The organism is Nitrobacter sp., assembly GCF_051535235.1.
Classification (GTDB): domain Bacteria; phylum Pseudomonadota; class Alphaproteobacteria; order Rhizobiales; family Xanthobacteraceae; genus Nitrobacter.
In genome coordinates this window covers 273,766-299,707 of sequence record NZ_JBPPLZ010000003.1, presented here as the reverse complement: position 1 = coordinate 299,707, position 25,942 = coordinate 273,766, and the positions used below count along the sequence as shown (strand labels likewise).

Annotated in this window: 25 protein-coding genes and 2 tRNA genes; 10 read left to right on the top strand and 17 right to left on the bottom strand. The window is 61.6% G+C overall.

The features are described 5' to 3' along the window. Window positions 1–61 precede the first annotated feature (61 nt). The 4 genes from ACS3WA_RS06025 to ACS3WA_RS06010 all read right to left on the bottom strand — a co-directional run bounded on the left by ACS3WA_RS06025 (window position 62) and on the right by ACS3WA_RS06010 (window position 6,169). The gene (locus tag ACS3WA_RS06025) at window positions 62–2,062 is read right to left on the bottom strand and encodes an acetyl/propionyl/methylcrotonyl-CoA carboxylase subunit alpha (protein WP_438277640.1); all 2,001 of its coding nucleotides are present in this window, start codon (window positions 2,060–2,062) and stop codon (window positions 62–64) included. 2 nt (window positions 2,063–2,064) lie between these two features. Further along, window positions 2,065–3,669 carry a carboxyl transferase domain-containing protein gene (locus ACS3WA_RS06020; RefSeq protein WP_438277639.1) on the bottom strand — a complete coding sequence of 535 codons (1,605 nt, stop codon included), beginning with the start codon at window positions 3,667–3,669 and terminating at the stop codon, window positions 2,065–2,067. A 254-nt stretch (window positions 3,670–3,923) separates the two neighbouring features. Continuing rightward, a complete protein-coding gene (locus ACS3WA_RS06015; RefSeq protein ID WP_438277638.1) occupies window positions 3,924–4,229 on the bottom strand; it encodes an ETC complex I subunit in 306 nt (101 codons plus the stop codon). A gap of 128 nt (window positions 4,230–4,357) precedes the next feature. After that, a complete protein-coding gene (locus ACS3WA_RS06010; RefSeq protein ID WP_438277637.1) occupies window positions 4,358–6,169 on the bottom strand; it encodes a carbamoyltransferase family protein in 1,812 nt (603 codons plus the stop codon). Between the two features lie 474 nt (window positions 6,170–6,643). Between ACS3WA_RS06010 and ACS3WA_RS06005 the strand changes: the two genes are divergently transcribed. After that, window positions 6,644–6,961 carry a hypothetical protein gene (locus ACS3WA_RS06005; protein ID WP_438277636.1) on the top strand — a complete coding sequence of 106 codons (318 nt, stop codon included), beginning with the start codon at window positions 6,644–6,646 and terminating at the stop codon, window positions 6,959–6,961. A 332-nt stretch (window positions 6,962–7,293) separates the two neighbouring features. Next, on the top strand, window positions 7,294–7,638 hold the full coding sequence (locus ACS3WA_RS06000; protein WP_438277635.1) for a beta/gamma crystallin-related protein: 345 nt from the start codon (window positions 7,294–7,296) through the stop codon (window positions 7,636–7,638). A 191-nt stretch (window positions 7,639–7,829) separates the two neighbouring features. Here ACS3WA_RS06000 and ACS3WA_RS05995 read toward each other — a convergent pair whose 3' ends face one another. Both ACS3WA_RS05995 and ACS3WA_RS05990 read right to left on the bottom strand, forming a co-directional pair. Beyond that, a complete protein-coding gene (locus ACS3WA_RS05995) occupies window positions 7,830–8,090 on the bottom strand; it encodes a hypothetical protein (RefSeq protein WP_438277634.1) in 261 nt (86 codons plus the stop codon). Window positions 8,091–8,665: 575 nt separating this feature from the next. After that, on the bottom strand, window positions 8,666–8,971 hold the full coding sequence (locus tag ACS3WA_RS05990) for a hypothetical protein (protein WP_438277633.1): 306 nt from the start codon (window positions 8,969–8,971) through the stop codon (window positions 8,666–8,668). A gap of 557 nt (window positions 8,972–9,528) precedes the next feature. On the opposite strand from ACS3WA_RS05990, the gene ACS3WA_RS05985 reads away from it, so the two are divergent. Further along, the gene (locus tag ACS3WA_RS05985; protein ID WP_438277632.1) at window positions 9,529–9,864 is read left to right on the top strand and encodes a hypothetical protein; all 336 of its coding nucleotides are present in this window, start codon (window positions 9,529–9,531) and stop codon (window positions 9,862–9,864) included. Window positions 9,865–10,049: 185 nt separating this feature from the next. On the opposite strand, the gene ACS3WA_RS05980 is transcribed toward ACS3WA_RS05985, so the two are convergent. From ACS3WA_RS05980 to ACS3WA_RS05965, 4 genes are all read right to left on the bottom strand, one after another. Then, window positions 10,050–10,126 (bottom strand) — tRNA-Pro (locus ACS3WA_RS05980). Between the two features lie 177 nt (window positions 10,127–10,303). Further along, complete coding sequence (locus ACS3WA_RS05975; RefSeq protein ID WP_438277631.1) at window positions 10,304–10,786, bottom strand: DUF192 domain-containing protein; 483 nt, start codon at window positions 10,784–10,786, stop codon at window positions 10,304–10,306. A 189-nt stretch (window positions 10,787–10,975) separates the two neighbouring features. Further along, complete coding sequence (locus ACS3WA_RS05970) at window positions 10,976–11,629, bottom strand: cold-shock protein (protein ID WP_438277630.1); 654 nt, start codon at window positions 11,627–11,629, stop codon at window positions 10,976–10,978. Window positions 11,630–12,349: 720 nt separating this feature from the next. After that, the gene (locus ACS3WA_RS05965; protein ID WP_438277629.1) at window positions 12,350–12,709 is read right to left on the bottom strand and encodes a hypothetical protein; all 360 of its coding nucleotides are present in this window, start codon (window positions 12,707–12,709) and stop codon (window positions 12,350–12,352) included. 617 nt (window positions 12,710–13,326) lie between these two features. Between ACS3WA_RS05965 and ACS3WA_RS05960 the strand changes: the two genes are divergently transcribed. Continuing rightward, window positions 13,327–13,776, top strand: coding sequence for a VOC family protein (locus tag ACS3WA_RS05960; RefSeq protein ID WP_438277628.1), 450 nt, complete (start codon window positions 13,327–13,329; stop codon window positions 13,774–13,776). Between the two features lie 280 nt (window positions 13,777–14,056). On the opposite strand, the gene ACS3WA_RS05955 is transcribed toward ACS3WA_RS05960, so the two are convergent. Then, the gene (locus tag ACS3WA_RS05955; protein ID WP_438277627.1) at window positions 14,057–14,296 is read right to left on the bottom strand and encodes a hypothetical protein; all 240 of its coding nucleotides are present in this window, start codon (window positions 14,294–14,296) and stop codon (window positions 14,057–14,059) included. A gap of 276 nt (window positions 14,297–14,572) precedes the next feature. On the opposite strand from ACS3WA_RS05955, the gene ACS3WA_RS05950 reads away from it, so the two are divergent. After that, window positions 14,573–14,647, top strand: a tRNA-Glu gene (locus tag ACS3WA_RS05950). A 698-nt stretch (window positions 14,648–15,345) separates the two neighbouring features. Here ACS3WA_RS05950 and ACS3WA_RS05945 read toward each other — a convergent pair. The 3 genes from ACS3WA_RS05945 to ACS3WA_RS05935 all read right to left on the bottom strand — a co-directional run bounded on the left by ACS3WA_RS05945 (window position 15,346) and on the right by ACS3WA_RS05935 (window position 17,579). After that, window positions 15,346–15,840 (bottom strand): hypothetical protein, encoded by a 495-nt coding sequence (locus ACS3WA_RS05945; RefSeq protein ID WP_438277626.1) that lies wholly within the window; start codon window positions 15,838–15,840, stop codon window positions 15,346–15,348. A gap of 340 nt (window positions 15,841–16,180) precedes the next feature. Beyond that, window positions 16,181–16,912, bottom strand: a complete 732-nt coding sequence (locus ACS3WA_RS05940; protein ID WP_438277625.1) for a phosphatase PAP2 family protein — start codon at window positions 16,910–16,912, stop codon at window positions 16,181–16,183. A 304-nt stretch (window positions 16,913–17,216) separates the two neighbouring features. Then, window positions 17,217–17,579 carry a hypothetical protein gene (locus tag ACS3WA_RS05935; RefSeq protein ID WP_438277624.1) on the bottom strand — a complete coding sequence of 121 codons (363 nt, stop codon included), beginning with the start codon at window positions 17,577–17,579 and terminating at the stop codon, window positions 17,217–17,219. A 761-nt stretch (window positions 17,580–18,340) separates the two neighbouring features. Between ACS3WA_RS05935 and ACS3WA_RS05930 the strand changes: the two genes are divergently transcribed. The 3 genes from ACS3WA_RS05930 (at window position 18,341) to ACS3WA_RS05920 (ending at window position 20,647) form a co-directional block, all read left to right on the top strand. After that, window positions 18,341–18,643 carry a hypothetical protein gene (locus tag ACS3WA_RS05930; RefSeq protein ID WP_438277623.1) on the top strand — a complete coding sequence of 101 codons (303 nt, stop codon included), beginning with the start codon at window positions 18,341–18,343 and terminating at the stop codon, window positions 18,641–18,643. 174 nt (window positions 18,644–18,817) lie between these two features. Further along, window positions 18,818–19,861, top strand: coding sequence for a PrsW family glutamic-type intramembrane protease (locus tag ACS3WA_RS05925; protein ID WP_438277622.1), 1,044 nt, complete (start codon window positions 18,818–18,820; stop codon window positions 19,859–19,861). Window positions 19,862–20,068: 207 nt separating this feature from the next. Next, the gene (locus tag ACS3WA_RS05920) at window positions 20,069–20,647 is read left to right on the top strand and encodes an HdeD family acid-resistance protein (protein ID WP_438277621.1); all 579 of its coding nucleotides are present in this window, start codon (window positions 20,069–20,071) and stop codon (window positions 20,645–20,647) included. Between the two features lie 244 nt (window positions 20,648–20,891). On the opposite strand, the gene ACS3WA_RS05915 is transcribed toward ACS3WA_RS05920, so the two are convergent. The 3 genes from ACS3WA_RS05915 to epmA form a co-directional block, all read right to left on the bottom strand. Further along, window positions 20,892–21,152 (bottom strand): hypothetical protein, encoded by a 261-nt coding sequence (locus ACS3WA_RS05915; protein ID WP_438277620.1) that lies wholly within the window; start codon window positions 21,150–21,152, stop codon window positions 20,892–20,894. Window positions 21,153–21,309: 157 nt separating this feature from the next. Continuing rightward, window positions 21,310–22,410, bottom strand: a complete 1,101-nt coding sequence (locus ACS3WA_RS05910; protein WP_438277619.1) for a lysine-2,3-aminomutase-like protein — start codon at window positions 22,408–22,410, stop codon at window positions 21,310–21,312. Beyond that, on the bottom strand, window positions 22,407–23,450 hold the full coding sequence (epmA, locus tag ACS3WA_RS05905; protein WP_438277618.1) for an EF-P lysine aminoacylase EpmA: 1,044 nt from the start codon (window positions 23,448–23,450) through the stop codon (window positions 22,407–22,409). The genes ACS3WA_RS05910 and epmA overlap by 4 nt, the downstream gene beginning before the upstream one ends. Window positions 23,451–23,595: 145 nt before the next feature. Between epmA and efp the strand changes: the two genes are divergently transcribed. Both efp and ACS3WA_RS05895 read left to right on the top strand, forming a co-directional pair. After that, the gene (gene efp, locus ACS3WA_RS05900; protein ID WP_438277617.1) at window positions 23,596–24,162 is read left to right on the top strand and encodes an elongation factor P; all 567 of its coding nucleotides are present in this window, start codon (window positions 23,596–23,598) and stop codon (window positions 24,160–24,162) included. A 22-nt stretch (window positions 24,163–24,184) separates the two neighbouring features. Next, entirely contained in the window at window positions 24,185–25,882 is a 1,698-nt protein-coding gene (locus tag ACS3WA_RS05895) for a M23 family peptidase (protein ID WP_438277616.1), read from the top strand. Window positions 25,883–25,942: the final 60 nt, after the last annotated feature.

The following is a 25,942-nucleotide window of genomic DNA, read 5'->3' as shown; positions in this document are numbered from 1 at the left end:
TCTCGTCGCGAGCAGGACTGACCGAAAGTCGCCAGGACGAAAAACCTGGCAGGGAAATAGATCAAGCGGCGGGCTCGATCTCGGCGAGTTCGACGCCCTCCTGCACGATATCGCCGACCTTGCACCTGATCGTTTTCAGTGTCCCCGCGTAGGGCGCGCGCAGCGTCTGCTCCATCTTCATCACCTCGAGCGTGAGAATGGGTGCACCCTTCTCCAGAACCGCGCCCTCTTCCGCGAGCAGCGCGACCACGATGCCCGGCAGCGGCGCGATGATGCGATCCTCATTGGCCTGCTCCTCGTCATCGCCGCCGAACGGATCGACCCAGTGCAACGCGAACCGGCCGTTGCGGGTCCGCACATACACCTCGCGGCCCTCGACGACAGAGACGATGCGGCTGCGCATTCCATCGAGCGAGAGCGTCAGACCTCCCGTCTCGTCCGCCTCAAATGCGAATGCAAGGTTCTTGTCTCCGACGCGCAATTGCGACGGCCCGTTGCCGTAGACGAGCGTGACTTCGTGCTCGCTCTGTCCGTGACGAAACACAAATTTGCGTTGACGGCGACCGACCGGCATCCAGCCCGCGGTTCGCCACGGTGATGCCGCATCGGTCCGAGAGGCTTCGCGTTCCGCCTGCATGATGCCCACAACGGCGGCGGCAAGTTCGGTTTCACCTGGTGCCGCCGACGCCTCGGTCAGGTCTGACAGATGGCGTTCGATGAAGCCGGTGTCGATCGCGTTGGCGCGCACATCGATATGCGTCACCAGCGCGGACAGGAACGGAACGTTGGTGACGACGCCGCGGACGTCGATCCCGTCCAGCGCGCGCGCGAGCCGGCCAATCGCGGCATCGCGGGTTTCAGCCCAGGCGATCACTTTGGCGAGCATGGCGTCGTAGTGCGGCGACACCGTATCGCCTTTGCGGTAGCCGGAATCGATACGCAAGCCGTCGATCTCCGGCGGCGTGCGCCAAGTGGTGATGCGGCCGACCGAAGGCATGAACTCCTTGTTCGGGTTCTCGGCGTAGACGCGCGCCTCGATGGCGTGGCCATTCATGACAATCCGATCCTGCATCAGCGGCAGCTTTTCGCCAAACGCGACGCGGAGCTGCCATTCGACCAGATCGATGCCGGTGATGAGTTCGGTCACGGGATGCTCGACCTGCAAGCGCGTGTTCATCTCGATGAAGAACACCTCCTTGCCGTCGGACACGAACTCGACCGTGCCGGCACCGATGTAGTTCACCGCGCCGGCGGCCTTGCGCGCCGCTTCGCACACTGTGTCGCGCTGCGCCGCGTTCAGGGTCGGCGAAGGCGCTTCCTCGATCACCTTCTGGTGCCGTCGCTGCAAGGTGCATTCGCGATCGAACAGCGACAGCAGATTGCCGTGCGTATCCCCGATCACCTGCACCTCGATGTGGCGCGGATTCTCGACGTACTTCTCGATCAGCATCCGCTCATCGCCGAACGCCGCTTTCGCCTCGCGCCTCGCGCTCGCCAGCGCCGCCGCAAGCTCACCGGTCTTGCGCACGATCCGCATGCCGCGACCGCCGCCGCCAGCGGACGCCTTGACCAGAACCGGATAGCCGATCCGCTCCGCCGCGCCTTGCAGCGTCGCGTCGTCCTGCGCCTCGCCGTGATAGCCGGGCACCAGCGGCACACCCGCCTTCTCCATCAGCGCCTTGGCGCCCGACTTCGAGCCCATCGCCGTCATCATCGCGGCGGTCGGGCCGACGAATACGAGACCCGCATCGGCGCAGGCTTGTGCGAAGGCGGGATTCTCCGACAAAAACCCGTAGCCGGGATGGACGCCTTCCGCGCCGGATCGGCGGGCTGCGTCGATCACCCTCTCGATGTTGAGATAGCTGTCGCGGGCGGGCGCCGGTCCAAGTAGCACAGCCTCGTCGGCCATCGCGACATGCAGCGCGTCGCGATTGGCCTCGGAATAAACGGCGACCGTGCGCAGCCCCATGGCGCGGGCGGAACGGATGACGCGGCAGGCGATCTCGCCGCGATTGGCGATCAGGAGCGTGTTGAAGCGGCGATAGCTTGGGCTACGCGCCATCGTCACATCCTGAACAGGCCGAACGTCGTCGGCTCAACGGCTGCGTTCGCCGCCGCCGACAATCCGAGCGCCAGCACCAGACGCGTATCCACCGGGTCGATCACGCCGTCGTCCCACAACCGCGCGGTGGCGTAATAGGGATTGCCCTGGCTTTCGTATTGCGCGCGGATCGGCGCCTGGAATTCGCGCTCCTCCTCGTTCGACCACGTGCCCCCTTTGGCTTCGATGTTCTCCCGCCGCAACGTGCTGAGAACAATGGAGGCCTGCTCGCCACCCATCACGGAAATCCGCGCGTTCGGCCACATCCACAGAAATCGTGGCGAGAACGCGCGGCCGCACATGCCGTAATTGCCCGCTCCGTAGGAGCCGCCGATCACCACGGTGAATTTCGGCACGGCGGCGGTCGCGACCGCCGTGACAAGTTTGGCGCCGTCGCGCGCGATGCCGCCGGCCTCGTACTTCTTGCCGACCATGAAGCCGGTGATGTTCTGCAGGAACACAAGCGGAATGTCGCGCTGGCAGCACAGTTCGACGAAATGCGTACCTTTCAGCGCGCTTTCGCTGAACAGGATGCCGTTGTTGGCAACGATGCCGACCGGATAACCCCAGATATGAGCGAAGCCGCACACCAGGGTTTGGCCGTAAAGCTTCTTGAACTCGTCGAATTCAGATCCGTCGACAATGCGCGCAATGATGTCGCGCACGTCGAACGGCTTGCGGCCATCCGCCGGCACCACGCCGTAAATTTCCTCTCTCGCGAACAGCGGCTCGCGCGGCTCACGCATATTGAGCGGCGCGCGTTGCGGCGGCTTCAACATGGAAACGATACGGCGCGCGATCCCGATCGCGTGAGCATCGCTCTGCGCATAATGATCGGTGACGCCGGACTGCCGCGAGTGCACGTCGGCACCGCCGAGTTCTTCCGCTGTGACGACCTCGCCAGTGGCGGCCTTTACCAGCGGCGGCCCGCCGAGAAAGATCGTGCCTTGATTGCGGACGATGATGCTTTCGTCCGACATCGCCGGCACATAGGCTCCGCCCGCGGTGCAGGATCCCATCACGATGGCGATCTGCGCAATGCCCTGCGCCGACATATTGGCCTGATTGTAGAAGATGCGGCCGAAGTGGCGCTCGTCCGGAAAGATCTCGTCCTGCTGCGGCAGGAACGCGCCGCCGGAATCCACCATGTAGATGCAGGGCAGATTGTTCTGCCGCGCGATATCCTGCGCCCGCAGATGCTTCTTCACGGTCATCGGATAATAGGTGCCGCCCTTGATGGTGGCATCGTTGGCGACGATCACGCACTCGCGGCCCGAGACGCGGCCGACGCCGGTGATGATGCTCGCCGAATGAACATCGCCGCCGTACATGCCATTCGCCGCCAGCGGCGACAGTTCGAGAAACGCGGTGCCGGGATCGAGCAGCAGATCGACGCGCTCGCGGGCCAGCATCTTGCCGCGCGAGGCATGGCGGGCTCGCGCGGCCTCGCCGCCTCCGCCCGCGGCGACCGCGAGCTTGTTGCGCAACTCCGCGACGAGAGCCTTCATCGCATCGGCGTTGCGCACAAAATCGGACGACGTGGGATCGATACCGGAACGAAGCGCCATGGCAGCCCAGGGTGGTGGCAGGCGTTGAAGCTCTCGCCTGGAGCATGTTTCTTTTGGACGGAATCAGCAACCCGTCGTGCCCGGCTTTATGCCGGGCGTCCACGTCTTTGGAATTCAGCGAAAAACTGTGGATGGCCGGGACCATAGGCGAGTGAAGCGATGCCATTCTTCAAACGGCTATGGCCGAGCGGAAGCGCCGCCGGTCCTCGAACGGCCAAGCCCGGCCATGATGATTATGGGCGAGGCGACCTGCGCTAATGCGTCCAGGGCTCGATACGGCGAAATGCGAAATTGTCGGCGTAGGCTGCCTTTCTTTCCACCTTCGGCTTCGGCTCGATCACCTGATAGGCAATGCCCTCGCGCTCGCAATAGGCGACGGCGTCCTCCTTTGTATCGAAGCGAATCGTGATCTGCTGCTTCATGTCGCCGGAGCTGGTCCAGCCCATCAGGGGCTCGATGACCTGCGGCTGCTCGGGCTCGTAATCGAGCTGCCATTCCTTGGTCTGGGCGACCCCCGATTGCATCGCGTTTTTGGCGGGCTTGAAGATACGTGCTGTCATGGATCGCTGTAACCTGCTGCCATGCCGTCCGGCAAAAGCCCGGCGGACCCGTTGGGTATATTCTGTATGCCCCGGCGTGACAATCTCGTCCTCCGCGGGCGCGACAGGACGGCGCATCCGGCCGGACCTCAGGCCTGCCTGAGGTTGGACATGACGACGGCGCCGACGTCGGTGTAGACGCCAACGAGGGGTCCCACGATCCGGTGCAGCCCCTTCTTGGAAATCACCGTGTCGTGCAGCACGAGGTGATCGACGCCCGTGGTCAGGAAGCAGCGCATCGCATCGCGCGGCGTCTCCACGATCGGCTCGCCCTTGACGTTGAACGAGGTGTTGATCAGCACCGGGACCCCGGTCAGTTCCTCGAATTCCTTCAGCAGCCGGTAGAGCGGCGGGTTCGTGCTCTCGCGCACGGTCTGCACCCTCGCCGTGCCGTCGACGTGAACCACCGCCGGAATCCGGTCGCGCCACTCCGGCCGGACGCTCTTTGCAATCAGCATGAACGGCGAGTCCTCGTCGCCCTCGAAGATATCCGTCATGCGCTCGGCCAGCACGATGGGCGCGAACGGGCGGAACGGCTGGCGGTGCTTGACCCTGCTGTTGAGGATATCCTTCATGTCGGCCTTGCGTGGATCGGCGATCAGGCTGCGGTTGCCCAGCGCGCGCGGGCCGAATTCGGAACGCCCCTGAAACCAGCCGATGACTTTCTGATCCGCCAGAAGTTTCGCGGTTTCGGCGTAGACGTTCGGACTTTTCACCGCCGCCGTCTGGACCTTGACGATCGAGCGCCGGGTTGCGGCCTCGACCTCGGCGTCCGAGTAGCTGCGGCCGACATAGGCGTGCTCCATCACGAATCCGCGGCCCTGCTTCAGCACCTCAAGCCAGCCGTAATAGGCGCAGCCGATGGCAATGCCGTCGTCCCCTGCGGCGGGCTGAATCCAGACGTTCTCGAATCCGGCTTCCCGCGCGACGCGTCCATTGGCGACGCAGTTCAGCGCCACGCCGCCGGCGATGCAGAGGTTCTTTGCGCCGGTGGTTTCACGCAGCCATCTGGCGCGCGCGAGCAGCACCTTTTCGGTGTCGTCCTGAACCCGCCAGGCGAGATCCTCCCAATGCCGCATGGAAGGGCTTTTTTCCCATTTCCCGCCGCTTTCGGCGATGTAGGGCTGGTTGAGGTCGGCCGACCAGCGCGGCACCGTGAGACGATTGTCCGCGATCTCCATCAGCGGCTTGATGGTGTCGCGGCGTCCGTAGGGCGCGAGCCCCATCAACTCGCCGCACTTGTTCCAGTCGCCGAATATGTAGGTCGAAGCTCGGCTGTAGAGCGCGCCGAGGCCGGGCATGTTGTAGAACTCGTCGCTGAAAAAGCCGCGGTCCGGCTCCATCCAGACCTTTTTCAGGCATTCGAGCGTCTTGCCGCTGAACCGATAGTAGCTCTCCGATTCCCGCGCGAGCGGCGATGCAGGATCGCTTTCCGGACAAGTCTCGTTCACGTCCGAACGGTAGCTGCCGACGCCATCGACAATCATGATCGCGCCCTCCTCGAACGGACAGGCCGCGAAGGCGCTGTAGGCGTGCGCGAGATGGTGGGAGATCGACACCACCTTGTCGGAATGGGCGCGAAAATAAGGATGGTCCTTCGCCTGCTGCCGCTCCTCGGCCGGCAGGAATCCCGGCATGTCCTGATAGATCAGCCGCTCCTCCATCTCGGGAACCGGAAGGATGTAGCAATTGCTGACCACCAGATCGATGTCGCCCATGCCGATGCCTTCGGCGCTCAGGCAATAATCGATGACTTCCTTGTAGAATCCGCTGGCATGCTTCTCGCGCGTAATCCGCTCCTTGGCGATGGCGACAGTGATGGCGCCGTCGCGAAGCAGGCAGGCGCTCACATCGTGATCGTAGGTGTTGAGACCGAGGACATAGGTGTGCTGTTTTGACATGAGCCTCTGCGGAGCGATCTGGAGGGAAGAATTCGGGCTCGGACCGCGTAGCCTGAGCCCGTAGGTGAGAGAGCGGTTAACGCGCCGCGCCGCTCGTCCACGTTATGACTGCCCTTTTGCGTCGCTTCTGCGGCACAGCAAGTTCACGCGGTTGCAGCGGAAAACCGGCCGACGCCTGCTCACAACCGGAAAGCGCGCATGACTATCACTACAATTACAGGTTACAATTGAAGCGCCGGGGCGTTTTCTGATTTTTCACCAAGGCGCGTGAACCTGAGCACGGCGGGAGCCGACCCCTGACTGGGCGTAAGCCGACCCTGGTCTCGATTAGCGGCACACGCTCAATTCGTTGGAAATGTTATTTTATCACGCACCGGACCAAAACAAACTGACCGCCTTATATTCGCGACAATGGTTGTCCCGAATACAGGGTCTGCTTCACGACGGTGCCAAACAGAGTTGGAGATTCTCCTGATGGTTCAAAAAAGTTCGAGCACGCAACGCAGCATCATCACCCGTGTCCTGGCGGCAACGGCGATGGTTTGCGTCTACTTTATCGGCGTTGCTGGCGTTTCTTCGGTTCTGATCGCCGGATCGAGCACGTCTGCTGAAGCCCGTGGCGGGGGGCGCGGCCGGGGACGTGGCGGCGGCTGGGGTCGCGGACGTGGCGGTGGCTGGGGCTACCGTGGTCGCGGCTGGGGCTACCGCGGTCGCGGCTGGGGTGGCGTCGGCATTATCGCGCCGGGCTGCTATTACAGCCCGCGCTGGGGCCGCACGATCTGCCCGTACTGATTGCCGGTTAATCCGCAAGTCGTGAAGGGTGCGCCGGTTCGCTGGCGCACCCTTTTTCTTTTATGAGCGGCGCCTTTTGAACCTTGTGTCTTTTGAACGCGGAGTCTTTTTGAGCGCGGACGATTTTCAAGCCGAAGCGCGTTGCGACCGATCGATCGAAACTCGAAATGCGATCGGAGTACGGCATCCTCAACGATCGGATCGTGCAATATCGATGCGAAGTTGAATCAGTAGTCTGTGATGGGCGAGAGAACTGGCGAACCCAAACGGCGGCGGGACCAACTACCAGACAGATCCCGCGGGATCGCCAACACCATCAGGGAGTCGCGACCATGCCAGCTCATGCCATTCTTTTCGAGAACGCCGAATTCCAAGGCAACCACAAGCACGTATTCGACCACATCCAGAATCTCAGCAATCAAGTCGACGAGTTCAATTTCAACGATCAAACGTCGTCGCTCGTTGTCCTCGAAGGCAACTGGCAGTTTTTCAAGGATTGGCAATGGCAGAAGCCGTGGCCGAAGATCGTGGGGCCTGGCGTGTACGTTACAATCACCGATGCATTCGGCGCCAACGACGCCAACGATTCCATAACCGGCATGCGTCCGGTCGACTCGCTGGGCAGAGCCATCCCCATCGCGGGAATGGCTCACGCGTCTCGACGTCAGGTCGGCTAGAGCATTTCGCTTCTGAGTAATCAGGAGCGAAAACTTCCGATTGTTGTTTTGACGCGTTTTCTGACGCGAACCGGTATCCGTCCTCGGGCTCGCCCCGATGGCGGCTGCAGGCGCGCGAAAACGCGTCAGATCGGAATCGCAGCTCTGATTCTGATTCCATCAGAACTCGAAAGATTCTGATGGAATGGGAATTAGTGCTTCATGCCGACGTGAACTTCGGCTCCAAGCGCGTTTTCCGCGACCCCGAGCGTTTCGCATATCGCCTTCAGGCGCGCAGGCTTCGGAAACTGGACGCCGCGCATATAGAGCGAGATGTCGCAGCGGCGGAAATCATGTGCACCGCGGTAATGCTTCGATGCTTCGCGGGCGAATTGCGCATCAGTCCAATGTTTGTCAGCGACAAGCTTTGCAAGGCGTTTCCCGAACTCTACTCGATTTGCATCAGACATCATTTTTTTCTCTTCCTGACTTCCCCATATCCACGCATCCGCAATCGGATCGTGAGGACACGTCCGAGAAGCAGATCCGCGACGCAGCCCGCCGAAACACCGGCGGGTTTTCTTCCGTCAAGGGGAGATATATGTCCTACTATACATCGCCTGATTTACTTCTACCGCCAGCGGCGGAGCACCCCCGCGCATCGCGCATAGCAACTTCTGCGCAGTTCATGCGTTGTCTCGCCGGACGGTCTAGCCACCCGTTCATCCCCAGTACCGCGTAAAAACCCGCCGGTGATCCTCTTCACCGACGGGTTTTTCTTGATGGCGACAGATTTTTTTAGCAGCGACCCATCGCAGCATTGCTGCCCTGCGCTGTAAGCCTAGCTCGCTCGCCAGGGCGGATGCTTTCTCGACGAGATTGCGATGCTTTTTATTTGATGAGGAGCGCGGGCAGGACGTGAAGAGCACGACTCGATGAGTTTATCGGTGCGCTTTCAGACAATCCGAAATCATGGCGATTGATTCGGACATTGATTCGGACGGTGACGCGAGCCCGCGGAATAACGCGCGCAGTCTCTCCGACTGCGCTAGCCGATAAATTCAGTGCCCTCGCCCGCCAGAAGCTCTTTCAACTGGTCGCGCATCAGCTCCGCCTTGTCATATCTCAGGGCCGCGACGGTGACTTTGTCGACCGATACGACGATCTGATTGCCCGCGTTCACGCACGAAATCCGGCTGTACATATCGTCAACACCCGCGAGCGCGTTATCCAGCGCGGCTTCCAACCTCTCCATTTCGACCCGGCCCAATGTGAGCGGCGATCCGCCGTCGATCGTCAGATCAGCCGCGAAACTATCCCCGTCGGGTCGAGCAACAAGCGTCCAAATGCTCATTGCCCCATCCTCTCCGGCCAAATCTCAACGCGCTCATCCCATGCGGACATCGATCCCGCCCTCTCTGATTCCACCGACGCACCTCGTACGCCGAACCCGGTCAATGTCGTCTACCTGACTCAGCGTCCTTGATCGCTGCGCTAGATCAACGATGTCGACCCACAAGTTCGGCTTGGCCGCGGCGACCGTTTAATCCTCCCACGCGTCGTTGTCGACCGGCGCCCTCGCCCGGTTCTGGCGCGACGCAGATTTTGACCAGATCCGGACGAATTGCGCCGCAGCGACGGCGCCAGTGAGGCCCCCTTGAGGATGCCGGAAGCGTCCTGATAGTCCGCGAATAACGGCGCGGTTAGCGAGTTATCCCGCAAATGCCGACCGGGGACGTTCGGTTCGGCAGCACCACGGACCCGCGCCACAACAGCAGAGGCAATTGGCACGCTATCATTCGGCCGGCTATTGTCCTAGAAATCCCTGGATTAGCGAGAGCATCCATCCGGATGGTCGAAAACGATAAAGCGGCTCGTTCCGTCGCGTGTTTTTAGAAGGCTGCCTAGAATATGCTTCCTCCCGGAAAGCCCTCCGGCGACCCAAGCCACGATCAAACGGCTGAAGAAATCGAGCGCTACTATCGCAACGTCAAGATTGGCGATCTGGCAGCGGTCAAAACCCGCCAGTATGGTCGCCTTGAAATCAAGATCACGGCCGTAAGCAACGTCAGTCCGGAGATCGGACGCATACATCTGGACGACGACGCAGTATGGGGCGGAGTGGCTTATTCCGTGGAGAGCGGAAAGAGCTATTACGCGTCCAGCGGCCAGTCATCGCTTATCATTCCAGATGAAAAGGTTACGGCCTGGGCTAAAGCAAATCCGCGCGGCACCCCGGATTATTGATGGGTTGCCGCAAGGTGAACGCCGGAAGATCGTTGAGGCAGGCAGCTACCCGTCGATCATCAGACTGAAAACTGATCTCGATCTCCATGTATTTGTTTTGACGCGTTTTCTTCGCGCGACTCGGTATCCAACCCCCGGGTCAAGACCTAGGGCGTGCTTCGCCCAAAAATGCCAAGTCGTTGATATGGTCGGGGCAGCTGGATTCGAACCAACGACCTGCAGTACCCAAAACTGCCGCGCTACCAGGCTGCGCTATACCCCGATCCGCTGGGAAACGATGTCGTTACATGCTTCCGGCTGGCCCAGCAAGCCGACCAGAGCCTTCCCTTCTGAGAGAGACCGGAGCGCCGCTCTATTTTTTGTTAGATAGACGCGTTTTTCCGCGTGGAGCGGCGCCTGTTCCCCTCGGTCAGCCGGACGCGTTTTGCTCGAAAACGTCTCAATGGCCGTTAAAAAGCGGGTGCGAGACCCGGTCGCCCGGCGCGATGCCGTACTTTTTCGCGGTCCCCGCGATCACCTCCAGCACGCCTTTGGCCAGACCGCCCGAGGAAATGATGCGGGTCGAGAGCGGCTCGGTGTTCTCCGCAATACGGAGAACGCGGCCGTCGGGATCGATAAAGATCATGTCGAGCGAGATGTAGGTGTTCTTCATCCACATCGACACCTGCTGGGCCGGAGAAAAATCGAACAGCATCCCCTGCCCGTCCGGCAGATGCTTCCGATACATCAGCCCTTTTTCTTTTTCTTGCTCGGTCGTCGCCATCTCCACCGAGAACATTTTCACGCCTGCGCGAGTTGCGATTTCCAGCGTCTGGAATTCGGCGGCGCGGGCCCCGGCACCATATGGCGCGGCAATGCCGATCCACGACAGCAGCACAATCCATAAAGCGAGATGCAGGCGCTCAAGACCGATCTTCCGCATTCGCATCATCGGGCAACCTGTCAGGGCGAAGGCATATTTCGCAGCAGCCGGAAACGGCATCACCGGCCCACGGGACACGACCTGTAGCGGCCGACCACGACGGCGGCAAAACACGATTTCCGGAAGGTCCCGCCTCAAGCCGGTCGAGCCCGGCACGCAGGCCGCCTTCGGTGGCAGCCGTTCGCCGACTCAGTGCGAGGAAAGACCCGCAGCGCCGGATTCCGGTTGAACTTCCGCCGCCATCATTCCCTTGGAACCCGGCCCGAACCGGACCAGGACGAACTGTCCCGGCCGAAGCTCCGTCATGCCGAAGCGTCGCAGCGTTTCCATGTGGACGAAGATATCGGGCGTCCCCTCGCCGCAGGTCAAGAACCCGAAGCCGCGCAGCCGATTGAACCATTTCACCTGCGCCCGCTCCAGACCGCTGGTCGGCGTCACGCTGACATGCGTCCGCGGCGGCAGCATCTGCGCGGGGTGAATGGCCGTGGACTCGTCCATGGACGTGATCCGGAACGCCTGATAGCCCTTCGCCCGCTGCACGCACTCGCAGACCAGACGCGATCCCTCATAGGCCGTCTGGTAGCCGTCGCGACGAAGCACGGTGACATGCAGCAGCACGTCCGGCCAGCCGTTATCAGGGACGATAAAACCGTAGCCTTTTGAAGCGTCAAACCATTTGATGACGCCGCTGATCTCGACGATGTTTGCAGGGGATTCTCCGAGTCCCGTAAAGGGACCGACCCCTGACTCGTGATCCGTGGTTCCAGAAAAGTCCTTCGATCCAAGGTGATCGCTCACCGGCGGACCTCCAAACTTCCTGGATTCAAATCCATCCGACCCCATGCCCAGGACCCCACACCTGTACTACGACACTACGGCTACCCTCTGGATTTACCACCGTTATTCCCAGATGAATATAGCCGCGCGAATCTTACGAATCAAAAGATAACACTATGGTTGACGTCGCAAGACAAAAAATAATTTGACCTGACGCTATGAACAGCCTTGCACATGCGCGAATCATTTTTGTCGTCCCGCTGCCGATTAAGTATTTCTGTGTCGTTGATGTCGCGCAGGATGGGACAAATCAGCCGTCGAATGGCTGCTTGTTGAGGATAAGCACCTTCGCGCCGCATTTTCTCGTCGCGATCACAAAGATGTAGCGCATAGTACGCCCCATGCATTGTAGGAGCGAACAGCGTCTCCGCAATTACATTCGATTGAAACACGAGGTCCTCGTCGTTGAAATCGTTCCAGATACGGCGCGGATGCAGGAGACTTGAATGCAAGAGCGGGATAACAGGCCGCGGCCGAAAAATCAGACAGGTCCGGAAGACAGGCAAGGATCAGAGCGCGCCCAAGGATCAGAGCGCGCCGACATCACGCGGCGCGTGGCCAACTTCAAGGCGCATCAAGCCAGACTCCAACGGCAGCGCGAGGAGTACTACACGTCGGTCCGCGCGCGGATAAATCGTGCGCTGGACCTTCCGCAGCCGACGGACGTCATAACGCCTGAATGATGCTCGGCCCCCGAGGTATCGACCTCAGGGGGTTCAGCATGGCTCACCAATAGCGATACGGGCGATGCCAGCGGCGGTGCCAATACGGGCCCGGGCGATAGGCATACGACGCACCGTAATAGACCGGATACCCGCCATAATAGGCCGGCGGGCCGCCGTAATAAGAGTAGGCCGGAGACCATCCGCCGTAATACGCCGGTCCATAATATGGCCGGTAATAACGCGGCCGGTAATATCCGTAAGGCCCGTAATAGTAGGAACTGGCCGCCGCGCCCGCGGCCAGCGCGCCGATGGCGAGACCCACGCCAAGGCCGGGCCCCATTCGATAGGCCTGAGCCGGCGCTGGTGCAGCGGCAGTACCGATCGCCGCCGCAGTCGCAATCATGATCGCCGTCTTTTTCATGCTCTATCCTCCTGCGAGGTACCGGCAAACAACGCGGTCCCCTGGGTTTGGTTGCAAGAGGCGAGCGGCAAGAACCAGTCCTCCGCGCAATTGTCTGCGCCATCCGGAACCCGGGACAAATCGGAATTTTAGAGAGGTTCTTGATGTTCTTGGTTATGGAAGGGAACTCTGGTCGACGCGGAACGCGCGTGGAATAAAAACTAACGGGCAAAAGACCACCAGGAATCCGAGCAGCACGGATCCTGCCAGCCCAGCAATGAAAATGACCTTGCGGGTGTCGTTCTCAGATTGATTTCGCCCCCCGCGCCTTCTCGGCCGGATAGGATTTCGGCGGCGGTGGCGGCTTTGCTGGATCTTCGCGCACCATCCTCATCAATGGCGTGTGACGAACACCGTTCCAGCAGCCCGGCGAAAAGGAAAAGTGGCCGCTTCCACGACGTTTCGTCCCCCGTTGGAAATTAAATCCCTTCCGGTGCGAAAATCGGTCTTGCAGGTCGCGGCCGGCGCAGGTTTGTTGCTATCGGCAGCCGGGATCCGCCATTCGTCCGTGGAGCGGCGACTGGATCGCCGCGCGCTGCCGTCCAAAGCCAAATCATTGTCGGCAGGAGACACGGAACATGCGTTACCTTCACACCATGCTGCGCGTGCGCAATCTCGAGACCGCACTGAAATTCTATCGCGATGCGCTCGGGCTGAAGGAAGTTCGTCGCGTCGACAACGAGAAGGCGAAATTCACGCTGGTGTTCCTGTGTGCGCCGCAGGACGAGAACCTCGTTAAGGAGTCCAGGGGACGCGGCGCGCCGCTGGTCGAACTGACCTACAATTGGGACGAGGAGACCTACGGCGAGGACCGCTATTTCGGTCATCTCGCCTATGAGGTCGACGACATCTATACCACTTGCGAGCGCCTGATGAAGCTCGGGGTCACGATCAATCGGCCGCCCCGCGACGGCCAGATGGCTTTCGTCCGCTCGCCGGATCGGCATTCGATCGAGCTGTTGCAGAAGGGCGAGGCCCGGCCGCCGGCCGAGCCGTGGAGTTCGATGCCGAACACGGGTCATTGGTGAGACCATCGAGGCCGCGGCTGCCTGTATCTGCAAAACACTGAGAGCCGGAACGATTCCCCTCGCGCGATGTTCACCTTGCAAATATCGACTTTCGAGGAGAGCAGAATGGGACGTGGAATTTTGCTTTGGCTGCTTGGCGTGCCGATACCGATAATCATTCTTCTGTGGCTGTTCTTCGGTCGTTGACGACCGCGTCCGGCCTCAATGAGGGCCTCGCTTCGGCGAGGCCTTTTGCATTCCCGCTTCGCGTCTCCGCCGCACGTCAGACGGCAACGGTGCGTCAGCGCCCGATGCCGCCACCGACGCTGATGCCGCCGCCGATCCGCACGCAAGTCGATGCGCCCTCGACCCTGACAAAGCCGGGTCCGTATTCCGAACAGGATTTTCGCGCTGACGGTGGCTGTTTGGTCCCGATCTTGATATCGCGACCGGAATTAGGCGAACCGCGCGTCTGGGCCCAGGCAGGCACACCGGCGACTGTCAGCACCACGAGCATCCCGCTCAACGATCGCCATCTCATGTTGGCTTCCCATGACGGGCACTCGGGCCCCCCCCAACGACCTCTTTGCATCGTTTTGCGGCCCAACCGAGGCCCTACGCCGCTTCCGGCTTGCATCGGGAGAATGCTTGCCCCCCCGGGCAAACGCCACTATACGTTCCGCCGCTGCCGCCGGTCAGGTTTACTTGCCCACCGGAGACGCTGTGTGATCAATCCCATGCAGGACGTTGATTAAACGGCATTATCGCAGCGGTTTTGAGACTGAAACGACGGCGCGATTCGTCGCTGAAAAGTTCAGCTCCCTTCGTCTATCGGTTAGGACGCCACCCTTTCACGGTGGAGAGAGCGGTTCGATTCCGCTAGGGAGCGCCAAACGCCGTTTCGCCCCCTGATTTCCTTCGCTTTTCCCCGCGAATTGTCCCGTCTCTGAGCATGCGAGACGATTGCCGCGCTATCGATCTATTGATTTTTCGATGCGTTTTCTTGACGCGAAGCGGGATCCGTCCCCGGGGTCGAGCACGCGGTCATGCTTAGCTCGAAAGCGGTGTAGCGGTCCCTAACGACGGCGCTTCGGCCGGATCCAGCCCAGGATGATCCGTCCCGCGCTGAATAGCATGACGCCAACGAATGCAAGTGTGAACAGCATCGAAATCATGAGGCATGGTCCGTATCAGAGAAGATTGTAGATCACGCGACCACCCGCCGCGAAACACCCGTTGAGGGCGATAGCGAGATGATTGCTCTTCCTCCCGCTTCTTCGCAAGGCATGGCCGTATGCGACGGGGCACAAAGGAAGCTCCTATCGCGGCGCAACGCCACCACTGCAATCCGCCCACGCATGACCCGGTTGAACGGCCCTATCCGCGCGCGTTATCTCTTCATCGCGGCCGGCTCACCGGATCGGCTATTTCCGCGGCCGTTTGACCAGCTTGTAGGACCACCAGGTCGTTGCATGGGTCCAGCTTCTGAGGAGCGCGTTGCAGACGTCGCAGTCTTGATGGTTCGTGTCCTTGAACGGGCTGGTATAGACCGTCACTTTATAAACGGCCCCGCACCCGGGACAAATATATTCACCACCCTCGCGGGTTCGCACACCGGGTTTGGAACGCTTCAAGGCCATAAGGGCGAGTAGCGCCCTTTGCTCCAACCTGCAAGTCGCTTCGTGCGCTTCCTCGCCCCTTGGAGCATTCTTTTTGCTTTAAGCGATGCGCATCGCAATATCCCTGCTCGCGCACGTGGTTGCCCTCAGCGCATTTTCGTGGTGAGATTTGGCTCGTGTTGGGGAGGATGTGCACTATGCTTTCGAAGCTAGTCAGCGCCGCCGCGGCCACCGCCACCTGCCTTGTTGCCGCATGGCCGGTCAATGCATCTGCCGATATCTTCGTCACCAGCGCCAGCATACGACGCGGGGATCTGGTGATCGAGGGACGGATCCGGCGCACGCGCGACCCCAACGTCGAAATCAAGATCAGCCCGGCCAAGACGGTGAAAGTCGAGAGCACGGCGACCGGGGCGTTCAGATGGACCGGAACTGAGTTTCCCACGACCTGCGTGGTGACGATCACCTCCGGGTCCGAGACCCGCGACGCGGTGATACAAAACTGCGGACCTGCTGGTCCTCCGGGGCCCGAAGGACAGCCCGGACCCACCGGATCAGCGGGGCCTGCCGGACCACCAGGTCCTCCCGGCTCGCCCGGTCCTGCCGGACCGCCGGGGCCTCCCGGTCCAACCGGACTCGCTGGCCCACCGGGGCCTGTGGGACCTGCGGGTCCATCAGGATCATCGCCGGCATCCAAGGCGAACTAGCCAAAAGCACCCCCTCGCCTTCGAATCTATGGGCCACGAAGGGTGCTGGCGTCGCTTCACGTCTTGCCCACGCGCGACCGCACGTCAAAAAGCAAAAGGCTATGCGTGAAGCAGGCGCGCAAACAGTTTTCCGAGAGCTTGCAAGCTCGGGAACAAGTCGAACGCCTCCGCCAGAAAAATGAACAGGAGCGCGTGAACGATATACATGCGGCCGTCGAGCCACCTGAACGCGCATTCAAACAGACGCTTCGGATATGGAAGTTTTGCAAACGTGAAAACGGTCGCCGGCCCAAGAACCAGCGCGCCGATGATGTCGCTTGGATAGTGCAGCCCCATAATAACCCTGGGAATCGCGACGATCACCGCGACCCATGCGAAGCAGAATAATCCAATCCAACGCTTCTCTACGAAAACGACGGTAGCAAGGCTGAAAAACAGGGTCGCCGTGTCGCTCGGAAACGAATTCGTCCGGTCCCATGGCGTCCGCGGTATGACGGTGTCCAGGGGAATCGCCAGATCCAGAATTGGGCGCATGTGGACCGCGGTGTGAAACTGCGACCAAACCGAAAGCATCGTTGCCAGGCAGACCGCCATCAGTCCAGCCAGCATTCGGCCGCGCCGCTCCGGCTGCTCGTTGGAAAACCACAGGGCGACAATGGAAAAGAATAATGGAAATCCTCTGAACAGCGAATTGTTCGCGAGGTCCCAGAGATCCTGATTTCTTCCACCGATTGAATTGAGCGTAAGCAGAATCTCCTTATCGAGACCCATAATGGCCGTTGCCAATGAACTCATCGTATCAACCGGAAATGCAGGCCAGGACAGCCACAAATTTTCGCGGCCTTGCTATACGTGCAAATCGCTGCCGGTCAATCAAACAATGATGTAGCGTTTCGGGGCAAAGCATGCCCTCGACCTTGATCCGAGTCAGTGATTCACCGGCGCCGCGGTCAGACGGCGACCTGCGTTACCGCCCGCTTTGGCCTTCGTCGGTTGGAAGGGAGCGCATTTGATAAGGAACGCGTGACGTGTCGACGAACATGCCGACCCGTGATGCGGCGTTCACGCGAAGTCCGGGGCCGATGGCTGTGGCACGCGGCGAGATGGCGGAGATGCGAGGGCGGCGTCCCCGCGACTATTGCCGCGCCGCGTCCGCCAGATCGGATGAGGAATGAACAGCCGGATCCGAGACAGCGGAAGGCTCATTCCGCTTCTTCTGGATTTCCCTCAATACGATCAAGACCGGCAGGAGGAGAGCGAACAGAAGTCCGGCAATCACGATCCCAAAAAGGACGGCGTTCAGCGCCGACCAGATGCCCAGCACCACGTGCATCAGCGTCGTCAGGATCAGGACCACCTCGTTGTACACCATCGTCGGAAAACCCAACTGGTACATCGCCATGGCTGTCAGAATTGACAGGACTATCGCCGGCAACACCACCGCCATCAACCTGAGGCTCATTACCGATAGTACCTGCTCCTTGATGTCCGCCAGCATTGCGTGCGCCTCCAGTTACTCAACTACCTGGAATCGTATCTTTGAGAGACACGCCACACAAGGGGCACAGGGCCACGTGCTTTACAGCATCTTCCAGCGAATCACGGTCCTAAGGCTAAGCTGCAGACGGATGCCCGGTCGCGAATAAAACACGTCAAATCAAAATCATAGAGCCCCTTCTTCCGATTTCGTCAGAGCCGGAGAGGTCCAGCGGCGAATGCAGCCGGCCACTGTGCGGGCAAGAGTTCGGGGTCCCTGCCCGCAGCGCGCTGCGGCTGGTCTGCGTCCCGGAAAGTAGGAAAAATGTCAGCGTTCCGGCAAAATGCCGCGCTATCCACCGAGTGAATAGCGCGGCAGTCCTGGGGAACAAGTCCGGACCGAAGTCCGGCTGTTAACCGGCTTTCACCGGTTGCGGACGGCTGACAGGCCGAAACCCTCTCGTGATATCAATTCATATATAGCGTAAAACCTCCCGATCGCCTAGCCGGATTTGGAGCAATTCCAGATGTTTCGGGGTCGATCGACAGTCGGAGAAAACGTCCGCACCGCACGGTTCGGGTTGCCGGAGGTCGGGGCGCGGCGAGACTTGCGCCACGTGCCGCGCGAACGATCCATTAACCCTTGATTAACCAGAATCCGGCGACGTTGCTGCCAGCCTATGTGCCTCATCCTGCTGCCGCATCTGTCAGTGGATGAGTAGCGCTTCGGCTCTCTCGTTCTTTACCGCGGCTCAAGACAGCCCCGCAGGAGTGAGGTCTTCGATGGCGGACAGCGACAGCACCATCGCCTGGCATCGCGCCCAGTTGAAAAAACATCGCGACGTTCTGCGCGACATGGAGGTCCGCCGTTTCCGTTATGGCGAGACCGCAGAGCCCCAAGCGCGCGCCGAGAAGCTACGCCTGATGGCCGACCTGCAGCGCAAGATCACCGCTTCCGAGCGGGTCATTGGCGCTTACGAGAAGCGAACGCGCCGTCCGCGGACGACCGACTATCGCAGCCTCGCCAGCGTTCACTGGGGCACCTGGAACAGCGCCCCCTGCAACGGGGAACCGGCGCGCGGCTGAAAAGTCCCGGCAAAGCTTGCTGATTTCCGTTCATACAGAACGGTTTCGACGGCCGCGGACCTGCGAAGGTCGTGACCGCGGAGATCAGCGGAATCGGGCGCACGGGCCTTCAAAGCAGCGACATGCGTTGCGAAATTACGTATAAATCTTTGAGACCGTTTATTTTCGGCTGACATGAATCTGCTCGAAACCCTTCCCACCGTCATGGGCGCAGCCGCCATCGCCCCTGCGCTGCTGCTGCTTTGGCTGGTGATCGCGGCGGACGAGCGCCCGGGACCGCCCGCGATGGTCTGGGCGGCGTTCGTGCTCGGCGCAGCCAGCGTATCGCTGCTTGGGTTGACCCGAGCGCCGTTCGCGCCGCTGCTGAACGTAACGGAGCCGCCGTGGCTTGCGTTGATCCTGCATTCGCTTTTCGCGATCGCCGCGCCCGAGGAACTGGTGAAGATCGCCGCCATTGCCGCGGTTGCTGCGATGCGCCGCAAGCCAGCCGATCCCATGGATGCGGTGGTGTACGGCGCCGCCGCCGGACTCGGCTTTGCGGCCTATGAAAACCTCGCTTATCTGATGCAACACGCCGACATCTGGCGCTCGCTCGCGGTGCTGCGCAGCGTGCTCACCGTACCCTTCCACGGCGCGCTGGGCGTCATTGCCGGTGCTTACATCGCCATCGCGCGCTCGGGCACCGCGCTCGGCGCGCACCGCCACGCCCGCGACTGGGCGCGCATCCGTAACCGTCTGGCAATCTTCGCAATACCCATCGCGCTGCATGCGAGTTTCGACGCGCCGCTGCTCGCGTTGCAACGGAATCCCGATCTGAGCGGACCCGGCGCGCTCGCGCTGGAAGGTACGGCCATGCTGGTCGGATTCGGCGCCATCCTGTTCGCGGCCTATCTGGTTCGTCGCGTCGGCGCGCATCACGCCCCTCGCACCGAGACCTCCCGCGAGCGCCTGCGCCACCTGCGCAGCATGTGGGCGCTGCTGGTCAGCGGCGGCGGGGTAAGCTTTCTCGGCGCGGCCTTCATCCTGTCATCGATCCATCGATGGATGACCAACGCGGACAAGCACGTCGCCACCTATCTCGTCCCGGTCGGAATGGTTGCAATCCTGACCGGGACCGTCCTCCTGCTCATGACTTCCGCCGTCTATGTGCGCGGACGCAACCGCCTCCGGATGGCCGGGACGAGTCCCGCCCGATCCGGGTTGACCGGAGCAGGATGAAGAAAAGTACGTAGCGGACTTCCGCCGGTATACCGCTTCTTAAATATTGGAATCGATCACGTTCATGATGTCGGATCGCCTCGATCCAAAAATCATCGTGATGGGCTTTGCTGCCGAAAACCGCTTTTTTTGTCACTTTTTGAGCCGTCGTGCGTTAGACTACGGCCCGAAGGATGCGCGGTTTTCGTTTTCATGGAGCCTCCGCCGATGACGACCCCTTCCCAGGATTTCGAACGTCTTCAGTTGAAAGTCACCACCGAAGTTCGCGAGCATTGGAAGGCCTTCCTGTTCGAGGGCATCCTGCTGGCGGTCCTCGGGATCGCGGCGATCGTCGTGCCGTCGCTCGCAAGCCTTGCCATCACGATCTTCCTCGGCTGGCTGTTTCTCATCGTCGGCATCGGCGGGCTGATGGTCACGTTCTGGGCGCCACGGATACCCGGTTTCTGGTGGTCGCTGCTCTCTGCCGCGCTCGCGCTGCTCGTCGGCGTCCTGCTGGTGATACAGCCTGTCCGGGGCATGCTGACGCTGACCATCGTGGTCGGCGCCTACTTCCTCGCCGAGGGCGCCGTCACCATCATGTACGCGCTCGACCATCGCCGCGAACTCTCGCAGCGATGGGGCTGGTTATTGACCGCGGGGTTGATGGACATCATCGTCGCGTTCGTCATCATCATCGGGCTGCCGGGAACGGCGGCATGGGCCATCGGATTGCTGGTTGGCCTCAACATGATGTTCGGCGGCGCTACGCTGATCGGAATGGCGCTCGCGGCACGCAACGCGAGCTAAAGCATTCCCTGGAGTTCTTCACCGTTTTCACGGAAACGGTGAAAGCTCCAGATTCTTGATTTGATGCGTTTTCTTCACGCGAACCGGATTCCACCTCGCTCGAAAACGCCATGAAGCCCCGCTTCTGATTCCATCAGAGGCGGAAAGGCTCTGGCGATCCGATCCGTCATTCGCATCAGGACAAGATCGATCACCTTAATGATTTTGGAGCAATTCGATCCAAAATCATCTTGATCCGGTGCCGTCAGCAGCCCCGGCAGATGCTCCTGATCTTGCGGTCGAGAGCGGCATCCGCCGGATCGACCTTCGGCTTCTCGGCCTCCCTGGTCTCGGGAGGAAGGTCGTTGAGGCGCGGCTGACGGTGACCGACCGGCGCGTTGTTAAGGTAAGGCGATGATTGGGTGGCGGACGGATCGTACAATCCGCCTTTCGTTCCTTGTTGCGCCACTGCCACGGTCGCTCCGATCAAAGCCACAGAAACCGCGATCGCAAGGGTCTTGCTCATTTCGCTGCTCCAAATGTTGGTATTGTCGGGGACGTTCCGGAACCCTCAACGTTTCGCGACTTGCGCAAGCACGCCGCCGACCTGGACCCTCGAGCGCAAAATCCGCCAAAATATGAGCGATGTGGCGAAAAGATCATGCACATTCTCGAACCTCGCTCTAAGGCAACGGCGGATAGAGGTGAACGCCTCCGCAATAGTCGACGATACGATACCGCAATTCCGGCGGAGGTTCACCTTTCCCGGAGGTTAAATCTGAACGCGACAGATAGTTCGGCCCCACCGGCGACTTGCCGTATCCGCCCGGAATGTCGAGGACATAATCGGGCTGGCACAATCCCGACACGCGGCCGCGCAATGTGCGCATCAAGGCCTGGCCCTGCTCCAGCGTGGTCCGCAGATGCGCCGTGCCCGGCGCAAGATCGCCGTGATGCAGATAGTACGGCTTGATGCGGCATTCGACGAAGGCGCGCATCAAGGCCTCCAGCGTTGCCGCATCGTCGTTGACGCCGCGCAGCAGCACGGACTGGCTGACCATGGGAATTCCGGCGTCGACGATCCGCGCGCAGGCCGACCGCGCCGCAGGCGTCAGTTCGCGCGGATGATTGGCATGCAGCGCCAGCCAGGTTGTGGCGCCCGCGACTTTCAGGGCCGCCACCATCTCGTCAGTAACGCGCGCGGGATCGGCGACCGGCACGCGCGTATGAATGCGCACGATCCTGACGTGATCGATGGCGGCAAGCTCGCCCATGATCTCGGCCAGCCGCCGCGGTGACAGCATCAGCGGATCGCCGCCGGTCAGGATCACTTCCCAGACTTGCGGGTGCGAGCGGACGTAATCGAGCGCGGCCGAGGTCGCCGATTTCGACAGCGCGGTTTCCTTGGCGGGACCGACCATTTCGCGACGGAAGCAGAACCGGCAATAGACCGCGCAGACATGGACAAGCTTGAGCAGCACGCGGTCGGGATAGCGGTGGACGATGCCGTCCACCGGCGAATGCGCGTGGTCGCCGATCGGGTCGGCGCGCTCGCCGGGTTCGGCCGCAAGTTCATCGGCGCTCGGGACGTATTGCCGCGCGATCGGATCGTCGGGATCGGCCGGATCGATCAGACCGGCCACGTGCGGCGTGATCGCGATCGCGTAGCGCGCGGCAACCTTCGCGAGATCGGGCAAAGCCGCAGCCGGCGCGAGGCCATGGGCGATGAGATCCTCCGGCTGCCGCAATGTCGAAATCACGCTCTTGCTGTGCCCGGCGCTCATGCATCCTCCGCGGGCGGCGTCCACACCACCTGATCGATCCTTGAAGCGCCGCTTGCCAGCATCACCAGCCGGTCGAAGCCGAGCGCCACCCCGCTCGCTTCCGGCATCGAGCCGACCGCCGCGAGAAAATCCTCGTCCAGCGGATAGCGCTCGCCGTAGCGGGTTTGCTTCTCGTCCATCGCGCGCATGAAACGGGTGCGCTGTTCGGCGGCGTCGGTCAATTCCCCGAACCCGTTCGCGAGTTCGACGCCGCAGGCATAGACCTCGAACCTCTCCGCGACGCGCGGGTCCGATGCCTTGGGGCGCGCCAGCGCGGCCTCCGGCGCGGGGTATTCGAAGAGGATCGTCAGCCGCCCCTGCCCGAGCCGCGGCTCGATGTGCTCGACCAGTACCTTGCTGAAAATATCCGACCAGGTGTCGTCATCCGCGATCCGCACCTTGCCCTGCGCCGCCCCCGCCAGCGCCGCGCGATCGCCCTCGCCGGCGGCTATGGTTTTCAGAAGATCGATCCCGGCGAAGCGATCGAACGCGGCGGCGACCGTCAGTCGCTCCGGCTCCGCCAGCGGATCGGCTTGCCGGCCGCGAAACGCGAACGTGCAGATGCCCGTCGTCTTGGCCGCGCGGGCGATGACAGCGATGCAGTCGGCCATGATGACGTCGTAGGAACTGCCTGCGCGATACCACTCAAGCATGGTGAATTCGGCAAGATGCAGGTCGCCGCGCTCGCGGTCCCGAAACGCCTTCGCGAATTCGACGATCTTCCGTTCGCCGGCCGCAAGCAGCTTCTTGCAGGCGAATTCCGGAGAGGTGCGCAAGTAGCGCGTGACCTGCTCGCCGGCCGGTGCCGTCAGCGCGGTGCGAGGCGCATGGAGGTGGGTTTCGTTGCCCGGCGACACCTGCAAAACGCCGGTTTCGACCTCGACGAACCCCTGCGCGTCGAACCAGGCCCGCAGCGCCCTGGTCACCGCACAGCGCGCCTGCAGGAAGGGTCGCCGGTCCGCGTGCCTGGCCTGGTCCCACCAGGGTGAAATCCGATTCATCCATCCTCAGCAATCGACCGGAATCGGCCGCAAACTACTGGCGCCGACGGGCCAAATCAGTATGTTGCGGCCCGAAACCGCCTCAACGGCCGCAGGACGTCCCCGTCCGGACCGGTCTCGAGCCCGAACCTTAGGAAATCCAGCCTTGAGAGTCATCGCCAGTTCTATTCGCAAGGGCAACGTCATCGAGCAGGACGGCAAGCTCTACGTGGTCCTGACCGCGGAAAACATCCACCCCGGCAAGGGAACTCCAGTCAGCCAGATCGAGATGCGGCGGATCAGCGACGGCGTGAAGATATCCGAGCGCTACAAGACCACCGACCAGGTCGAGCGCGCCACCATCGAGGATCACAACTTTACCTACCTCTACGAAGATGCCGACGGCTTCCACTTCATGAATGCGGAGACCTACGATCAGGTTCAGGTGCCAAAGGACGTTGTTGGCAACGCCGCGCCCTACTTGCAGGAAAACATGGTGGTGAAACTGTCCCTGCACGACATGGTACCGGTGGCGATCACGCTGCCGCAGCGGGTGACGCTCGAGGTCGTGGAGACCGAACCCGTCACCAAGGGGCAGACCGCGTCCTCGTCCTACAAGCCCGCCATGCTGTCGAACGGCGTGCGGACCGGCGTGCCGCCCCATGTCGGCGTCGGCACCCGCATCGTGGTCATGACGGAAGACGGCTCCTACGTCGAACGCGCCAAGGACTAAGAGAGGAAGCAGGGCCACGGATGTGAGACCGGCGGTTCGCGGCAGTATTTCTCTCCGGTTCGCCGGACGCGCCGCCGCGGCATGGCTGCTGCTCGCAATCACGATCGGCGGTGCTGCCGCCGGCGACTTCAGGACGCCCGGAATTTCCATCGTTCGCGTGGAGTGGCGCACCGTTCTCGACCAGCTCAAGTCCGAGATCGAGGATCGGCCTGCCATCGCCGGACGCTTCACCTTCAACGCTTTGCGTCACCTGCCGCCGACCGATCCGCGCACCATGCCGGCGCTGATGCAACTCAATGCGGTGACGCTGCCGCTTTTTGAGCGCATCAACCAGAGTCCGGTGCCGGTGCTGCTGCCGTTCGATACCGGCATGTATCTCGCCGAGCGCATGACCAACGCATCGCCGCGCCCGCCGCTCGCGCACTTTCAGGACGGGTTTCAGGAGCGGATGTTCAATGCCGGTCCGGCCGGCTATGACGCCAAGTTCGCGCTGGCGCCCGGCGCGGCCGGCGGCATGCCGCAACTCACCTACAAAAGGCCCGTCGAAGTTCAGATCACAGGTTCGATCCTCACTTACGACATCGACGATCCGTCGGGAGGAAAGGGCGAGCCTGTTAGCGCGCTGGCGGCGCAGTTTCCGGATCTCCGGCGGATCATTCGCGAAGGGGACGTGCGCTACGCATTCACGCGGTTCGGCGTTCCCTATGTGGTTTCCATCCATTGCCTCGACAGCGCACCGCGCGCGAACCGGCTGGCGTGCCGCGAGGCCTCGGTCGTGGCCGAGCGGTTTCTGAAAGCGTTGCGCATCGCGGGCGGGCGGCCGTTGCAATCCCGTATGCCCATCGCGCCCGGCGTGATGCCGCGCCCGGAAACGTTCTCGCCCGATTTCACCTACCGGCCGCCCGGCGACATCATCGCCAACAGTGGCTATCGCGGCGAGAGTGGCCATGCCGACACGACCGTCTATTCGCAGATCCGGTTTCCGATCGAACGGGCGCCGGCTTACGCGAACTCGCAATCGTTCCTGAACTGGGGCGACTGCTTCTATCGCGGCCGCGTTCCCCCGCCATCCGACAAAGGCGATCACTATCATTGCAAGTCGAGCAACAAGCCGCTGGTGTTCGACGAATCCGCCCCTGAAAACTACTCCTATCCCTGGCAGGACAATTTCTGCGAGGCTCGTGATTTCAACGTCGGACAATGCCCCGCTGGCTTCGGACACCAGGGACAGGACCTGCGCCCGGCGACATGCACGCTCCGCAACAAGCGCGCCGACCGCTGCATCCCGAACCGGTATGCGGTTGTGGCCGTGCGCGATGGCGTCATCATCCGTTCACCGAAACACCAAAGCGTGACGTTGCTGGTCAACACCCGCAACGAGCATCTGCGCTTTCGCTACATGCACATGAATCCGGCGCAACTGGATAAAAGCGGGATGCTCGACGACCGCCGCGTGAGCGAAGGTGAAAAGATCGGGCTGATATCGAACTACATGGATCACCCCGGCGGCACGACGACACACCTGCATTTCGACGTGCAGGTGTTCACGCGCGACGGCTGGATCTGGGTCAACCCCTACGTCACGCTGATCTCGGCCTATGAACGCCTGATCGGCGAGCGCGGTCGCGAGATCGCCACTGAAGCCGAAGCCGGTCCGCCGCCCGCGAAGCCGCAGGATCCCGTTCATCCCGAGAAGCCCGCCGAGGGCGAGGACGATTGAGAAGGATCGAGTTCCCGCGACGCAATGAACCTTTGCGGCCAGGCGCTTCCCTCCGTTAAG

Excerpts from the sequence above, each read along its gene's own strand:
- ACS3WA_RS06025 (WP_438277640.1), bottom strand. The coding sequence starts at position 2,062 with ATGGCGCGTAGCCCAAGCTATCGCCGCTTCAACACGCTCCTGATCGCC.
- ACS3WA_RS06020 (WP_438277639.1), bottom strand. The coding sequence starts at position 3,669 with ATGGCGCTTCGTTCCGGTATCGATCCCACGTCGTCCGATTTTGTGCGC.
- ACS3WA_RS06015 (WP_438277638.1), bottom strand. The coding sequence starts at position 4,229 with ATGACAGCACGTATCTTCAAGCCCGCCAAAAACGCGATGCAATCGGGG.
- ACS3WA_RS06010 (WP_438277637.1), bottom strand. The coding sequence starts at position 6,169 with ATGTCAAAACAGCACACCTATGTCCTCGGTCTCAACACCTACGATCAC.
- ACS3WA_RS06005 (WP_438277636.1), top strand. The coding sequence starts at position 6,644 with ATGGTTCAAAAAAGTTCGAGCACGCAACGCAGCATCATCACCCGTGTC.
- ACS3WA_RS06000 (WP_438277635.1), top strand. The coding sequence starts at position 7,294 with ATGCCAGCTCATGCCATTCTTTTCGAGAACGCCGAATTCCAAGGCAAC.
- ACS3WA_RS05995 (WP_438277634.1), bottom strand. The coding sequence starts at position 8,090 with ATGATGTCTGATGCAAATCGAGTAGAGTTCGGGAAACGCCTTGCAAAG.
- ACS3WA_RS05990 (WP_438277633.1), bottom strand. The coding sequence starts at position 8,971 with ATGAGCATTTGGACGCTTGTTGCTCGACCCGACGGGGATAGTTTCGCG.
- ACS3WA_RS05985 (WP_438277632.1), top strand. The coding sequence starts at position 9,529 with ATGCTTCCTCCCGGAAAGCCCTCCGGCGACCCAAGCCACGATCAAACG.
- ACS3WA_RS05975 (WP_438277631.1), bottom strand. The coding sequence starts at position 10,786 with ATGCGGAAGATCGGTCTTGAGCGCCTGCATCTCGCTTTATGGATTGTG.
- ACS3WA_RS05970 (WP_438277630.1), bottom strand. The coding sequence starts at position 11,629 with ATGGGGTCGGATGGATTTGAATCCAGGAAGTTTGGAGGTCCGCCGGTG.
- ACS3WA_RS05965 (WP_438277629.1), bottom strand. The coding sequence starts at position 12,709 with ATGAAAAAGACGGCGATCATGATTGCGACTGCGGCGGCGATCGGTACT.
- ACS3WA_RS05960 (WP_438277628.1), top strand. The coding sequence starts at position 13,327 with ATGCGTTACCTTCACACCATGCTGCGCGTGCGCAATCTCGAGACCGCA.
- ACS3WA_RS05955 (WP_438277627.1), bottom strand. The coding sequence starts at position 14,296 with ATGAGATGGCGATCGTTGAGCGGGATGCTCGTGGTGCTGACAGTCGCC.
- ACS3WA_RS05935 (WP_438277624.1), bottom strand. The coding sequence starts at position 17,579 with ATGCTGGCGGACATCAAGGAGCAGGTACTATCGGTAATGAGCCTCAGG.
- ACS3WA_RS05930 (WP_438277623.1), top strand. The coding sequence starts at position 18,341 with ATGGCGGACAGCGACAGCACCATCGCCTGGCATCGCGCCCAGTTGAAA.
- ACS3WA_RS05925 (WP_438277622.1), top strand. The coding sequence starts at position 18,818 with ATGAATCTGCTCGAAACCCTTCCCACCGTCATGGGCGCAGCCGCCATC.
- ACS3WA_RS05920 (WP_438277621.1), top strand. The coding sequence starts at position 20,069 with ATGACGACCCCTTCCCAGGATTTCGAACGTCTTCAGTTGAAAGTCACC.
- ACS3WA_RS05915 (WP_438277620.1), bottom strand. The coding sequence starts at position 21,152 with ATGAGCAAGACCCTTGCGATCGCGGTTTCTGTGGCTTTGATCGGAGCG.
- ACS3WA_RS05910 (WP_438277619.1), bottom strand. The coding sequence starts at position 22,410 with ATGAGCGCCGGGCACAGCAAGAGCGTGATTTCGACATTGCGGCAGCCG.
- epmA (WP_438277618.1), bottom strand. The coding sequence starts at position 23,450 with ATGAATCGGATTTCACCCTGGTGGGACCAGGCCAGGCACGCGGACCGG.